This is a genomic window from Streptomyces sp. NPDC016640 (genome assembly GCF_043076215.1).
GTDB lineage: Bacteria > Actinomycetota > Actinomycetes > Streptomycetales > Streptomycetaceae > Streptomyces.
The window spans coordinates 50,329-63,709 of record NZ_JBIBRG010000020.1; the positions used below are offsets into that span (position 1 = coordinate 50,329).

The following is a 13,381-nucleotide window of genomic DNA, read 5'->3' on the forward strand; positions in this document are numbered from 1 at the left end:
GCTGCCCCCGTGAACCGCGCTCTCCCCGCTGTACGGCTGCGTGTACCCACCCACGAGGACGCCGTCGCCTGGCACCGGATCTTCGACGACCCCGACGTCATGGAGTTCCACGGAGGCGCGTCGGCGGAGCTGTCGGTCTACGAGGAGCTCACCGCGCGCCAGCGGCGGCACGACGCCGAGCTCGGCTTCTGCCTGTGGAGCATGCTGGACGAGTCCGGCGAGGTCTTCGGCTTCACCGGAGCCCAGCCGTGGGAGCGCGACTGGGGTCCGGCCGGCGAGATCGAGATCGGCTGGCGGCTGGCCCGCGCGCGCTGGGGCAACGGGTTCGTCACCGCGGCGGCCCTGGAGACGCTGGAACGGCTGCGCGCGGCGGGCCCGAAGAGCGTGGTGGCGATGGTGGACGCCCGCAACTCCCGCTCGGCGGCGGTCGCCCGGCGGCTGGGGATGCGCCTCGCCGAGACGTACACGACGCCGGTCTCGGGCCGCGAGAGCCACTGCTACCGACTGGAACTCTGACTTCCATTTGAGTCACTCACGGTAATAGATTGTCACGGAACGCCACGGGATGCTTCCGGCGGCCCCGCCCCGGGTCTACTCTGCCGGTACCGCTGGGGGGTGACGTCCGTGCGCATGACACCCAGGACACCCGAGGTGCGCGTGCCGCGCCTGGTCGGCCTGATGGCCGTGGACGCGCGCGAGTCGGCCCGGGCGCGGGGCCTGTCCGTGGACGCTCCGGACCGGCCGGACTTCGCTCTCGCCGTCGTCGACTACGTCGTACGCCAGTACCCGCAGCCCGGTACCGAGGTGCCGCGGGACTCCGTGGTCCACGTGTGGTTCGACTTCGGCGAGGGCGAGGGCGGCGGCGGGGTGCGTGAGCCGCGTGGACCCGCGCCGCCGGCGGGCGGGTCCGCGCGGCAACGGGCGGAACCGGGCACCGCCCCCTCCGCCGTCCTGCTGCTCAGCTCTCCTTGAAGCCCCGGTGCAGCGCCACCACGCCGCCCGTCAGATCGCGCCAGGCCACCTTCGACCAGCCGGCGCCCCGCAGCCGTTGGGCCAGCGCGGGCTGGTCGGGCCAGGCGCGGATCGACTCGGCGAGGTAGACGTACGCGTCCGGGCTGGACGACACCGCCCGGGCGACCGGCGGCAGCGCGCGCATCAGGTACTCGGTGTAGACGGTGCGGAACGGCGCCCACGTCGGGTGCGAGAACTCGCAGATCACGATGCGCCCGCCGGGCCGGGTCACCCGGTGCATCTCGCGCAGCGCGGCGTCCGTGTCCTGCACGTTGCGCAGCCCGAAGGAGATGGTGACGGCGTCGAACACGTCGTCCCGGAACGGCAGCCGGGTCGCGTCGCCGGCGGTGTACGGCAGCCAGGCGCGGTTCCGCTTGCCGACCCGGAGCATGCCGAGGGAGAAGTCGCAGGGGACGACGTAGGCGCCGGTGCGGGCGAAGGGCAGCGACGACGTGCCCGTGCCGGCGGCCAGGTCCAGCACCTTCTGCGCGGGCCGCGCGTCGACCGCCTTCGCGACCTCCTTGCGCCATCGCCGGTCCTGGCCGAGGGACAGCACGTCGTTGGTCAGGTCGTACCGTTCCGCGACGTCGTCGAACATCGAGGCGACTTCGTGCGGCTGCTTGTCCAGGGATGCGCGGGTCACGGGCCCATTCTTGCAGCCCGCTCCCACGGCAGGAGCGCCGGCTTCCCGCGCGCGGGCGAGGCGTACGGCACGGCGCTGGACGCGGCCCGCGCACCCGCGCCGACTTCGACGCCGAGGGCGGCGGACCCACGACTCCGCGTCCGTGGACCCGCGTTCGGAGGCGATCGCCCCGCTGCAGCAGGAGCGCGGGCATCGCGTGGGTGCCGATGGGGCCGGCGTTCCGGGACCGGCCCCGCGAGGCCTCCACGGCCCGCGCTCCCTCCGGGGCGCGTTCAGCGCCGGCGGTGCACCAGGCGGCCCGCGCACACCGTCGCCACGCACGCACCCGTGTCGTCGAAGACCGCCAGGTCCGCGCGGCCGGTGCGGCGGATGCGGGGCTCCCAGGACGGTGAGGGCCTCTCGGGCCACACCACGACGCCGTTCCGCTCGGCGGCCGCGCGCAGTCCGGGTGTGCCGGCGTGCTCCTCCACCACCACCACGGCACCCAGCTTCAGCACCGCGTGGATGCGCTCGCGAGGCGTCGGCGCGGCCGGCAGCGGGCCCTCGTGGACGCGTGCGGGGCCCAGGACGCCCGGCCATCGGCGCACGCGCGCCCCCGGGAACCGCTCGCGCAGTTCCTCGAACGTCCCGACGTCCCCGATCCGGTCCCGCCCCACCACGACGGCACCGTCCCTGATCGGCTCCGAGCTCCAGCTGACCCGGAGCTCGCCCGCCGTGTGGATGGTCTCCAACCCGGTCCGCCGCCGGATCAGTTGGAGGCGAGGAGCGTCAGCTCCGGGTGGGCCGTGCCGCCCTCGATGGCCGTGGAGGAGAGGTGGGAGACCACGCGGTCGTCGACGGGGTCGTTCGCCGGGTCGTCGTGCACGACGAGGTGCTCGTACGTCGTCGACCGCTGGGCCGGAACCCGTCCCGCCCGCCTGATCAGGTCGATGATCTCCAGCCGGTTGGAGCGGTGCCTGGCACCGGCGGAGGAGACCACGTTCTCCTCCAGCATGATCGAGCCGAGGTCGTCCGCCCCGTAGTGCAGGGAGAGCTGGCCGACCTCCTTGCCGGTGGTCAGCCAGGAGCCCTGGATGTGGGCCACGTTGTCGAGGAAGAGGCGGGCGACGGCGATCATCCGCAGGTACTCGAAGACCGTGGCCTGGGTGCGGCCCTTCAGGTGGTTGTTCTCGGGCTGGTAGGTGTACGGGATGAAGGCCCGGAAGCCGCCCGTGCGGTCCTGCACGTCGCGGATCATCCGCAGGTGCTCGATCCGCTCGGCGTTGGTCTCGCCGGTGCCCATCAGCATGGTCGACGTGGACTCGACCCCCAGGCCGTGGGCGATCTCCATGATCTCCAGCCAGCGCTCGCCGGACTCCTTCAGCGGCGCGATGGCCTTGCGGGGACGCGCGGGGAGCAGTTCCGCGCCCGCGCCGGCGAAGGAGTCGAGGCCCGCCGCGTGGATCCGGGTGATGGCCTCCTCGACCGGCACCTCGGAGATCCGGGCCATGTGCTCGACCTCGCTCGCCCCCAGGCTGTGGATGACGAGCTGCGGGAACTCCTTCTTGATGGCGGCGAAGTGCTTCTCGTAGTACTCGACGCCGTAGTCCGGGTGGTGGCCGCCCTGGAACATGATCTGCGTGCCGCCGAGCTCGACGGTCTCGGCGCAGCGCCGCAGGATGTCGTCGAGGTCGCGGGTCCAGCCCTTGGCGGTGTCCTTGGGCGCAGCGTAGAACGCGCAGAACTTGCACGCCGTGACGCACACGTTGGTGTAGTTGATGTTCCGCTCGATGATGTACGTCGCGATGTGCTCCGTACCGGCGTACTTCCGTCTGCGTACGGCGTCGGCGGCGGCGCCCAGCGCGTGCAGCGGGGCGTCGCGGTAGAGGTCGAGAGCCTCTTCGGGGGTGATCCGTCCACCGGCGGCGGCACGGTCGAGGACGGTCTGAAGGTCGGCCTTCTCGGTCACCGGCGTCCCTTTCGGAAGGGTTGTGGGCGGACCGATCCAGCGTACGTCAGCCGGATTGCGCGGTTCACGTCAGGCCGCGAAGGCGCCGATCAGCAGCCCGGCGAGGGCGCCGCTGATCAGGAACGGTCCGAACGGGATGGCCGTCCTGCGCCCCGCCCGCCGCGCGACGACCAGCGCGCCCCCGTACAGCGCCCCGGACAGGAACCCGGCGAAGGTGCCGAGCATCACCGTCGGCCAGCCGTACCAGCCGAGGACGGCGCCCGCGCCCAGGGCGAGCTTCACATCGCCGAAGCCCATGCCGTTCGGGTGGATGAGGAACAGCACGAAGTAGCCGGCCCCCAGCGCGAGCGCGCCCAGCAGGGCGGTGGTCCACTCGCCCGCGTGCCCGGGGACCAGGGCGGCCAGGCCGAGCAGCAGCAGGGCGGCCCCGGCGAAGGGCAGGGTGAGCGGGTCGGGCAGCCGCTGCACCCGGAAGTCGACCACCGCCAGCAGCACGCCGGCGGGCGCGAGCAGCAGCCAGACGAACAGCTCGGGCCGGGCCCCGGTGGCGGCGGCGAGGGCGGCGCAGACGAGGGCGGTGACGGCGGCGGGAGCGGCGCCGGGCCCGTACGGCGGTCCCGCGCACGGCCCGCACCGGGCCCGCCCGAGCCAGCCGCCGACCGGGTGCCCCGCCGGGCACGCCGTCCGCCACTCCTCCCCCGACGGGGCGGAGAACCGGTAGGCCGCGCGGGGCAGCACCGCGCCGGCCGCCGCGCCCCACAGCGCGGCGGAGACGATCAGCACGGCGTTCAGGTGGTCGCTCATCCCGCCGCCGCGACCGCGTGGCGCCGCGTCTGCGGCGGCGTCCTGTTCCCCGGAGCCGTCGGGCCGGACGGGCTGGGACTGCGGCGTCGCGGCATGACGGGTCTCCTGGGGGTGGGGGAGGAGGGCCTGCTGAGCCTCCGGAGATCCTATGGACTCGAACGGCCACGGTCGAAGGCCCCCTCCCGCCGCGGCTTCCCCGACGGCAACGGCGGACCGGCCGGTCGACCGCCGGACGGGTCCTCGGCCCGGGTGGCGTGAACGGCCCGCTGGGCCGGCGTTCGAGCTGATCGAGGTCGGTGCAGGCCTGGACCCGCTCCCGTACGACGTCGGGCACCGGAATTCCCCGCCGCTCCGGAATGCGCAGCGTCATCGCGGCACGATCCTCGGCCCGGTCCTCTTCCCTGCCTTCTGCTCGGAAAGCGGCGACGGCAACAACTGCGTGGGAACAGCGCGTTCTTCCACCCGCACAGCCCTGCGCGCCTTAAGGCACCCCGCCCGCGGCCCCCGCTCCTTCCCGGCCCCCGCTTTCAGCACATTCACCGAAGCCCTCGAGTCAGGCGGTGCACCGGCAGGGGTGAAGGGAGGTTCTCCAGGTCGTACGAGGACGGGGCCTGCGACAAACGAGCCGGGCCCCGGCCCGCGAACAGGCCGGGGCTCCGTACACGTGCTCAGAGCATCGTGGCGCGCACCTCACCCGTGGGGCTCACCGAGCCGCCGAGACCGGCGGAGACGCTGAGGGAGCCCGCCTCGGCGCACACACCCACACCGACGGCACCGTGGTCCAGGACGACGGCCACACCGGCGTCGATGCCGGCGGAGACGGCCTGACCACCGGAGAGGTCGTCCAGTTCCGCGTCGGAGATCTCGGCCGTTTCTACCTGCGGGACGAAAGTCATGGCTGGCCTTTCCGTTCGTATCAGGAAGCGCAACGGCGGGGAATTCACCGGAGGCCCGGAATCGGGGCCGATCACCGGCGAGCCGTGCGCACCGATCAAAGCACGCCGGCGAACGGCCGACCACCGTCACGCTGTTGGCGGACGGCCTCCCTGCGTCACCGAATTCACCAGTGTGGCAGTGACGTCACGGAATGAACCGACGCCTTCACATCATCCGCCGGTTCACCCGCCGACCGGGCCGACGTGAACCGGATTTCCGCGTGGCTCCTCACCCTCGGCTCCCGGTTCTCCCGGTTCCCTCGCGTTCCGTACGGTCTCCGGGTGAACGGTGTGCAGGTCCGGGGGATGTCTCGAGGCGGACGCAACCGTGGGGCATGCGCCCGGGGTCGGACGGCCGGCAACGCGCGGACCCCGGGTCCACGGGTGACCAGCAGGGCCACCGGGCGAACGCGCCGGGTGCACACGTCCCATGCCGCCGGCGCCCGGTCTTCGCAGCAGGCGGTGACTGCCCAGCTCGCGAGGGCCGTCCGGCTGCGGAGTCCCCGGGTGGCCTTCCCCGTCGTGATGCCCGTGCGGCATGTGCTGCGCCCGGTGTCGTTCGCCGACGCGGGCACATCAGTGAGGAGCGGGAGACGGACAGCGGCCGGGAGGAACCGAAGGCACTTACCCGGTCTTCGACAGCCGGGCCTTCGGCGGACCTTCCAGCAGGGTGGTGCGCGGGCCGCCCGCCGCCTCATGGACGCAGCAGATCGACCTTCACGTCCGCCGCGAACCCCGTCGTCGGCCCCACCCGGCGGGCGAACTCCGCGACCGCCGCCAGCTGCGGGGCGCCGAAGCTGAAGTCGAGGGTGGTGAAGTACTGGGCCAGCGTCCGCTCGTCGAAGGCCTCCCAGCGGGCCGCCTGCTCGGCGACCTTGCCGACCTCCTCCAGGGAGAGGTTGCGGGAGGCGAGGAAGGCCTCGTGCACCTTGCGGGTGATGACCGGCTCGCGCTCCAGGTAGTCCCGTCGCGCCGCCCACACCGCGAAGACGAACGGCAGGCCCGTCCACTCCTTCCACAGCGCGCCCAGGTCGTGCACGTCCAGGCCGTAGCGGGGCCCGTCGAGCATGTTGGCCCGCAGCGCCGCGTCCCCGATGAGGACGGCCGCCTCGGCCTCCTGCATCATCAGGCTCAGGTCGGGCGGACAGGTGTAGTAGTCGGGCTGTACGCCGTACCGCTCGGCGAGGAGGAGCTGCGCGAGGCGTACGGAGGTGCGGGAGGTCGACCCGAGGGCGACCCTGGCCCCGTCCAGCCGGTCCAGCGGGACCTGCGAGACGATCACGCAGGACATCACCGGGCCGTCGCAGCCGACGGCGATGTCGGGGAAGGCGACCAGCCGGTCGGCGTGCTTGAGGAACTCGACGAGGGTGATGGGCCCGATGTCGAGGTCGCCTCGCACCAGCTGCTCACTGAGCTTCTCGGGGGTGTCCTTCGTCAGCTCGAAGTCGAGGAGCGTGCCCGTTCTCGCGAGCCCCCAGTAAAGGGGCAGACAGTTCAGGAACTGGATGTGGCCGACACGCGGCCGGGTGCGAGGATTGTCCACATCGTGAGGCTAGCCCTCGGCCGGAGCGGCAGGACCTCCGCCCCCGCCTCCGCTCCGGACCGTCCCCGGCCCAGCCCTCTCGGACGCCCGGGCCGTCCCCGGCCCACCTCCGGGCCGCCCTCTCGGACGCCCGGACGCCTGTGGCGAACGAGGCGTTCAAACATTCGGGTGAAGTGATCTTGGCCTCTCTTGCATTCCGGCGTCTGCGTGCTAGGCTCATCGCAAGTTGCAGTTTGGTTTCCCTTGCAGTACAGAGCCTGCGGAGCATGTGACCGCGGGCTCTCGTCGTTCTCAGACGGATGCAGTTGTGCAGAATTCAATCTTCACACTTGCTGGTTCTGGAGCAGGGCAACCCTTTGGGCCCAAGGAGGGCTTATGGCTACCGGAACCGTGAAGTGGTTCAACGCCGAAAAGGGCTTTGGTTTCATCGCCCAGGAAGGCGGCGGCCCCGACGTCTTCGTCCACTACTCCGCGATCAACTCGAGCGGTTTCCGCTCTCTTGAGGAGAACCAGCAGGTGTCTTTCGACGTCACGCAGGGTCCGAAGGGCCCGCAGGCGGAGAACGTCACCCCGGTCTGATCCCTCTCCGATCCGGGAACGACTAGCAGTACCCAAGGAGCCCCGCGCCGTCAGGCGACGGGGCTCCTGCCTTTCGGCGACCGGCCCCACCGGGCGCGCGCCGGGCCTGTTTGGATTTCCGGCGAATTCCCCTCATACGTGCTGCATGATCGGCACGAATCCCGTGCCGGCCTCCCCTGCGTCGTACGGAGGGGGTGCCGGCGTGGTGGCGGGCGCCGTCCGCCGTGTGGTCCTCGGGACGGCGGGGACGGCGGCGGTGCTGCGGGCGGCCGGGGTCGAACGGGCCCCGGAGTGTCAGCGGGTGCCGGTAGCGTGCCCGCCATGACCGCCGCCGACACCGCCCGCACCAGCGGCCCCGACGCGGACACCGGACACGCTCCCGGCACGGACACCGAGCACACCGAGCACACCGAGCACGACGATCACATCGTCGCCACCCGCACCTTCTACGACGCCATCGCCGAGGACTACGCCACCCTGTTCCGCGACGTCCTCGTCACCTCGCCGCTGGACCGGACGCTGATGGCCGGTTTCGCCGAACTGGTCGGGGAGGGGGGCGAGGTGGCCGACCTGGGCTGCGGCCCCGGCCGGGTGACCGCGCACCTGGCCTCCCTCGGTCTCTCCGTCTTCGGCCTCGATCTGTCCGCGTCGATGCTCGGGATCGCCCGCCGGGAGAACCCAGGTCTGCGCTTCGAGCAGGGCTCGATGCTGAGCCTGGACGTCCCCGACGGCGCACTCGCCGGAGTCGTCTCCTGGTACTCGTCGATCCACACCCCGCTGGACGAACTGCCCGCGCTCTTCGCCGAGTTCCGCCGGGTGCTGGCGCCCGGCGGCCATCTGCTGCTGGCGTTCCAGGCCGGGGACGAACCCCGCCGTCTCGAGGAGCCCTTCGGCCACCCGGTCACCCTCGACTTCCAGCGCCGCCGGCCGGAACGGATCGCCGGACTCCTGGAGGCGGCCGGCTTCGCCCTCGTCCTGCGCACGGTGCGCGCGGCGGAGACGAAGTGGAACGAGTCGACGCCGCAGGCGTTCCTCATCGCCCGCACCCCGCCGACCACCCCCTGACCGGCCCGCTATCCCCCGTACAGCCCCTCGACCTCCTCGGCGAAGTCCCGCAGGATCCGCTCGCGCCGCAGCTTCATCGAGGGGGTCACGTGGCCCGCCTCCTCGGTGAAGTCCGTGGGCAGGACGGTGAAGCGGCGGATCGACTCCGGGCGGGAGAGCATCCGGTTGGCCTCGTCGACCGCGCGCTGGAGGACGGCGCGCAGTTCCTCGTCGTCGGCGACGAGTTCCGGGGGCGCCGGGTGCCTGCCGTTCATCCGGCGCCAGTGGGTGATGCCGGCGGGGTCGAGGGTGATCAGGGCGGAGACGTAGGGGCGGTTGTCACCGACCACCATGACCTGGGAGATCAGCGGGTGGGCGCGGAGCCAGTTCTCCAGCGGGGCGGGGGCGACGCTCTTGCCGCCCGCGGTGATGATCAGCTCCTTCTTGCGGCCCGTGATGGTCAGGTAGCCCTCGTCGTCCAGTTCGCCGAGGTCGCCCGTGGGCAGCCAGCCGTCCGCGGCGGCGGGGACGATCCCGCCCGCCCGGGTGTCCCAGTAGCCGCGCAGCACGTGCTCGCCGGCGACCAGGACCTCGCCGTCCGCCGCGATGCGGATCCGGGTGCCGGGCAGCGGCCAGCCCACCGTGCCCAGACGGGGTTTCAGCGGCGGCGTCACCGTCGAGGCGCCGGTGGTCTCGGTCAGGCCGTAGCCCTCGAAGATCTCGATGCCGGCACCGGCGTAGAACGAGGCGAGGCGGCGGCCGAGCGGGGAACCGCCGCAGATGGCGTAACGGACCCTGCCGCCCATGGCGTTGCGGATCCGGCGGTAGACCAGCGGGTCGTAGAAGGCGCGGGCGGTCCGCAGGGCGCGGGACGGGCCGGGGCCCGTGCCGGTCTGCCGGGCCTCGACGGCCTCGCCGAAGCGGCGTGCCACCGACACCGCGCGGTCGAAGGCCGTCAGCCGTCCGCCCGCCTCCGCCCTGGCACGGGCGGTGTTGAAGACCTTTTCCAGCATGTACGGGATGGCCAGCAGGCAGGTGGGCCGGAAGCTCGCCAGGTCCGGCAGCAACTCCTCGGACTGCAGGCTGGGCGCGTGACCGAGGCGTACCCGGGCGCGTACGCAGGCGACGGCGACCATGCAGCCGAAGACGTGGGACATGGGCAGGAAGAGCAGGACGGAGGCCTCTTCGCTGGTCCGTGCCTTGAAGACCGGGTAGAGCAGCTCGATCGCGTTGTCGACCTCGGCGAAGAAGTTGCCGTGGGTGAGGGCGCAGCCCTTGGGCCGGCCCGTCGTGCCCGAGGTGTAGACGAGCGTGGCGAGGGTGTCGGGGGCCGCCATGCCCCGGCGGATCTCCACCTCCTGGTCCGGGAGGTGGGTGCCGGCCTGCGCGAGTGCCTCGACGTGGCCCTTCTCCACGGTCCACACGTGCCGCAGGTCGGGCAGGTGGGGCCGTTCGGGGCCGAGGGAGGCGGCCTGCGCGGCGGTCTCCGTGACCAGGGCGACCGCGCCCGAGTCGTGCAGGATCCAGCGGGCCTGGAAGACGGAGGAGGTGGGGTAGATGGGGACCGTGACCAGTCCGGCCGCCCAGGCGGCGAAGTCGAGGAGCGTCCACTCGTAGATGGTGCGGGCCATGACGGCCACCCGGTCGCCCGGCGTCAGCCCCTCGGCGATCAGCCCCTTCGCCACGGCCCTCACCTCGGCGGCGAACCGCCCCGCCGTGACGTCGCGCCACCTGCCGTCCGCCGTCTTCCGGCTGAGCACCACCGCGTCCGGCGCCGTGCTCGCGTTCTCGAACGGCAGGTCGGCGAGCGACCCGTGCCGCACCGGCTTCGCCAGCGGCGGTACGGACGCTTCCCTGACGACTCCGTCCAGCCGTCTGGTCTCGGGCTCGACCGGGACGGGTGCTCCGTGGACGTCGTCGTCGGGAGCGGAGGAATACGCGGTGGACACGGGCGGCTCCTGAGGCGGGCAGTGCGACTGCTTGGTGCCACGACGTACGTGCCTCGCACGCCGAGGCGCTCACCGGCGGCTCCGGGAAAGGAGATCGCCACCGGTCGGTGCCGGGATCGTACGGCCCCCGCGTGGGGGGTCCGTGCGGGTATGGGGATGGTCCGGAGCCGGGTGTGTGCAGTGCCGGAGGTTACCTGAGGGTCACTCAGGTACGTTCCAGGATCGCCGTCACGCCCTGTCCGCCCGCCGCGCAGATGGAGATCAACCCCCGTGCGGGGGCGTCCCGTTCGGCCAGCAGCTTCGCCAGGGTCGCCACGATGCGGGCGCCGGTGGCGGCGAAGGGGTGGCCGGTGGCGAGGGACGAGCCCGCCACGTTGAGCCGGGCGCGGTCCACCGGTGCCAGTCCCCGCTTCTCCCAGGCGGCCAGCGTGGCCAGCACCTGGGAGGCGAACGCCTCGTGGATCTCGATCAGGTCGAAGTCCTCGATGCCCAGCCCGGCCCGCTCCAGCATGCGCGGCACGGCGTACGCCGGTGCCATCAGCAGGCCGTCCTCGCCGCCGGCGACGTCCCCGCCGACGAAGTCCACGGCGGCCGTCTCGTACGCCGTCAGGTGGGCGAGCGGCTCCAGTCCCCGCCGCGCCGCCCACTCCTCGCTCGCCAGCAGCACCACCGCCGCGCCGTCCGTGAGCGGGGTCGAGTTGCCCGCCGTCATGGTGGGTTCGGGGCCGTCGAGGCCGAACACCGGCTTGAGCGAGGCGAGTTTGCCCACCGTCGAGCCCGGGCGCAGGTTCTGGTCGCGGGCCAGGCCCCGGAAGGGCACCACCAGGTCCTGGAACAGGCCGCGTTCGTACGCCGCCGCCAGCCGCTGGTGGCTGGCGGCGGCCAGTTCGTCCTGCGCCTCGCGGGTGATGCCCCAGGCGCGGGCGGTGACCGCGGCGTGCTCGCCCATGGAGAGGCGGGTGCGCGGTTCGGCGTTGCGCGGGATGTCGGGGACGAGATGGCCCGGGCGCACCTTCGCCAGGGCCTTGAGGCGGGCGCCGGGCGACGTGGCGCGCCGCGCCTCCAGCAGCACCTTGCGCAGGTCGTCGTTGACGCCGAGGGGTGCGTCGCTCGCGGTGTCGGCGCCGCCCGCGACCGCGGCCTCCGTCTGGCCGAGGGCGATCTTGTTGGCGGCGGCGACGACGGCCTGGAGACCGGTGCCACAGGCCTGCTGGATGTCGTACGCGGGGGTGCGGGCGTCCAGGTGCGAGCCGAGGACCGTCTCGCGGGCGAGGTTGAAGTCCCGGCTGTGCTTGAGCACCGCCCCGGCGACGAACTCGCCCACCGCGCCCGGCTCCCGCAGGCCGTACCGCTCGACGAGGCCGTCCAGGGCGGCGGTGAGCATCTCCTGGTTGGAGGCGGTGGCGTAGGGGCCGTCGGAGCGGGCGAAGGGGAGGCGGCTGCCGCCGATGACCGCGACGCGCCGGACGGCTGCCGGCTTCGGAGTGCTCATCTCGACCTGCTCCTCACCGTGACATAGTCTTACCCGCGGTTACCTTACTCCAGAGTCAGCACTGGGGTGGGTGTGCCGTGCGCGTACCCCGTGAGCCCTTCGCACCCCCGCTGGGAGTCCCCCATGGCCGACCGCTATCTCAGCTTCACCGGCACCGCCCCCGGCCGCTTCCTGACGCGCCGGACGGGCCTCCCCCAGCCCGCGGCGCTGCGACGCTGGTCGCCCGGCCGGCCCGGTCTGGACGGCGGCCTGCTGCAGCTCACCGCGGGGAAGTCCGATCTCGACCTGCCGCCCGTCCTGGCCCGCGCGGGACTGGGCGAGGACGTCACGGGCCGGCCCGCCGCCGTCGTCCTGGACGCGAGCGGGATCCGGGACGTCGAGGGGCTCGCCGAGGTGCACGCGGCCCTGCACCCGGTCGTCCGGTCGGTCGCCGAGAGCGGCCGGATCGTGGTGCTCGGCGCCCCGCTCGACCCCGCCGACCACCATCAGGCCGCGGCCCAGCAGGCGCTGGAGGGCTTCACCCGCTCCCTCGGCAAGGAGATCGGCGGGGGCAGGACCGTGAACCTGGTCCGCCTCACCGACGCGGCCGCCGCCGGGTCCACCCTGAGCTTCCTGCTCTCCCCCAGGTCGGCCTACGTCAGCGGCCAGGTGATCGAGGTGGGGGAGCACGAGTCCGTCGCCCCGCACGACGTCGAGCGCCCCCTGGCCGGCCGCACCGCCCTGGTGACCGGCGCCGCGCGCGGCATCGGCGAGGCGGTCGCCGGGACGCTGGCCCGGGACGGCGCGAAGGTGGTCGTCCTCGACGTGCCGCAGGCGGAGCAGGACGCGCGGCGGGTCGCCGAACGGCTCGGCGGCGTGGCGCTCCCCCTCGACATCACCGCCCCCGACGCGGGCGCCCGGATCGCCGACGCCCTCCCCGACGGCCTCGACATACTCGTCCACAACGCGGGCATCACCCGTGACCGGCGCCTGGTCAACATGTCCGCCGAGCGCTGGATCCAGGTGCTGGAGGTGAACCTGGCGAGCGTGGTGCGCACGACCGACGCGCTGCTCGGTGCCCGGGCTCTGAAGCGGGGCGGGCGGATCGTGGCGACGGCCTCCATCGCGGGCATCGCCGGGAACGCCGGGCAGACCAACTACGGGGCGAGCAAGGCCGGTGTGACCGGCCTGGTCCGCTCCCTGGCGCCGCGCGCGCTCGCCGAGCACGGGGTGACGGTGAACGCCGTGGCACCCGGGTTCATCGAGACCAGGATGACGGCCGCCGTTCCCCTGTTCATCCGCGAGGCGGGACGCCGTATGAACTCCCTGGCGCAGGGCGGGCTGCCGGACGATGTCGCCGAGACCACCGCCTGGCTCGCCCACCCGGCCTCGGGCGCGGTGAACGGGCAGGTCGTACGGGTCTGCGGCCAGAGCCTGCTGGGGGCGTGAGCGCC

The 13,381-nt window shown here is 73.0% G+C and carries 13 protein-coding genes; 5 read left to right on the forward strand and 8 right to left on the reverse strand.

The window, feature by feature from the left end; translation table 11 throughout:
- The first annotated feature begins 9 nt into the window (after nt 1–9).
- Both ACF07S_RS30925 and ACF07S_RS30930 read left to right on the forward strand, forming a co-directional pair.
- Nucleotides 10–516: a GNAT family N-acetyltransferase gene (locus tag ACF07S_RS30925; RefSeq protein WP_391966107.1), complete on the forward strand. Its 507-nt coding sequence runs from the start codon at nt 10–12 to the stop codon at nt 514–516.
- A 114-nt stretch (nt 517–630) separates the two neighbouring features.
- Nucleotides 631–972 carry a PASTA domain-containing protein gene (locus ACF07S_RS30930; RefSeq protein WP_391966149.1) on the forward strand — a complete coding sequence of 114 codons (342 nt, stop codon included), beginning with the start codon at nt 631–633 and terminating at the stop codon, nt 970–972.
- Here ACF07S_RS30930 and ACF07S_RS30935 read toward each other — a convergent pair.
- From ACF07S_RS30935 to ACF07S_RS30960, 6 genes are all read right to left on the reverse strand, one after another.
- The gene (locus ACF07S_RS30935) at nt 959–1,654 is read right to left on the reverse strand and encodes a demethylmenaquinone methyltransferase (RefSeq protein ID WP_391966106.1); all 696 of its coding nucleotides are present in this window, start codon (nt 1,652–1,654) and stop codon (nt 959–961) included. The two genes, ACF07S_RS30930 and ACF07S_RS30935, sit on opposite strands and share 14 nt — an antisense overlap.
- A 272-nt stretch (nt 1,655–1,926) precedes the next feature.
- Nucleotides 1,927–2,385, reverse strand: coding sequence for a hypothetical protein (locus ACF07S_RS30940; RefSeq protein WP_391975687.1), 459 nt, complete (start codon nt 2,383–2,385; stop codon nt 1,927–1,929).
- A 17-nt stretch (nt 2,386–2,402) separates the two neighbouring features.
- On the reverse strand, nt 2,403–3,602 hold the full coding sequence (gene mqnC, locus ACF07S_RS30945) for a cyclic dehypoxanthinyl futalosine synthase (protein WP_391966104.1): 1,200 nt from the start codon (nt 3,600–3,602) through the stop codon (nt 2,403–2,405).
- Nucleotides 3,603–3,671: 69 nt separating this feature from the next.
- Nucleotides 3,672–4,406: a prepilin peptidase gene (locus ACF07S_RS30950; RefSeq protein WP_391975688.1), complete on the reverse strand. Its 735-nt coding sequence runs from the start codon at nt 4,404–4,406 to the stop codon at nt 3,672–3,674.
- 668 nt (nt 4,407–5,074) lie between these two features.
- Complete coding sequence (locus ACF07S_RS30955; RefSeq protein ID WP_391966102.1) at nt 5,075–5,302, reverse strand: hypothetical protein; 228 nt, start codon at nt 5,300–5,302, stop codon at nt 5,075–5,077.
- A 733-nt stretch (nt 5,303–6,035) separates the two neighbouring features.
- Nucleotides 6,036–6,884, reverse strand: a complete 849-nt coding sequence (locus ACF07S_RS30960; RefSeq protein WP_391966101.1) for a menaquinone biosynthetic enzyme MqnA/MqnD family protein — start codon at nt 6,882–6,884, stop codon at nt 6,036–6,038.
- Nucleotides 6,885–7,259: 375 nt separating this feature from the next.
- Here ACF07S_RS30960 and ACF07S_RS30965 point away from each other — a divergent pair, with 375 nt between their 5' ends.
- Nucleotides 7,260–7,463: a cold-shock protein gene (locus ACF07S_RS30965; RefSeq protein ID WP_286063946.1), complete on the forward strand. Its 204-nt coding sequence runs from the start codon at nt 7,260–7,262 to the stop codon at nt 7,461–7,463.
- Nucleotides 7,464–7,784: 321 nt separating this feature from the next.
- A complete protein-coding gene (locus ACF07S_RS30970) occupies nt 7,785–8,528 on the forward strand; it encodes a class I SAM-dependent methyltransferase (RefSeq protein WP_391975689.1) in 744 nt (247 codons plus the stop codon).
- 8 nt (nt 8,529–8,536) lie between these two features.
- Here ACF07S_RS30970 and ACF07S_RS30975 read toward each other — a convergent pair whose 3' ends face one another.
- A complete protein-coding gene (locus tag ACF07S_RS30975; RefSeq protein ID WP_391975690.1) occupies nt 8,537–10,456 on the reverse strand; it encodes an AMP-dependent synthetase/ligase in 1,920 nt (639 codons plus the stop codon).
- A gap of 205 nt (nt 10,457–10,661) precedes the next feature.
- Nucleotides 10,662–11,948 (reverse strand): acetyl-CoA C-acetyltransferase, encoded by a 1,287-nt coding sequence (locus ACF07S_RS30980; RefSeq protein ID WP_391975691.1) that lies wholly within the window; start codon nt 11,946–11,948, stop codon nt 10,662–10,664.
- A 123-nt stretch (nt 11,949–12,071) separates the two neighbouring features.
- Here ACF07S_RS30980 and ACF07S_RS30985 point away from each other — a divergent pair, with 123 nt between their 5' ends.
- Nucleotides 12,072–13,376, forward strand: coding sequence for a 3-oxoacyl-ACP reductase (locus ACF07S_RS30985; RefSeq protein ID WP_391975692.1), 1,305 nt, complete (start codon nt 12,072–12,074; stop codon nt 13,374–13,376).
- Nucleotides 13,377–13,381 lie beyond the last annotated feature (5 nt).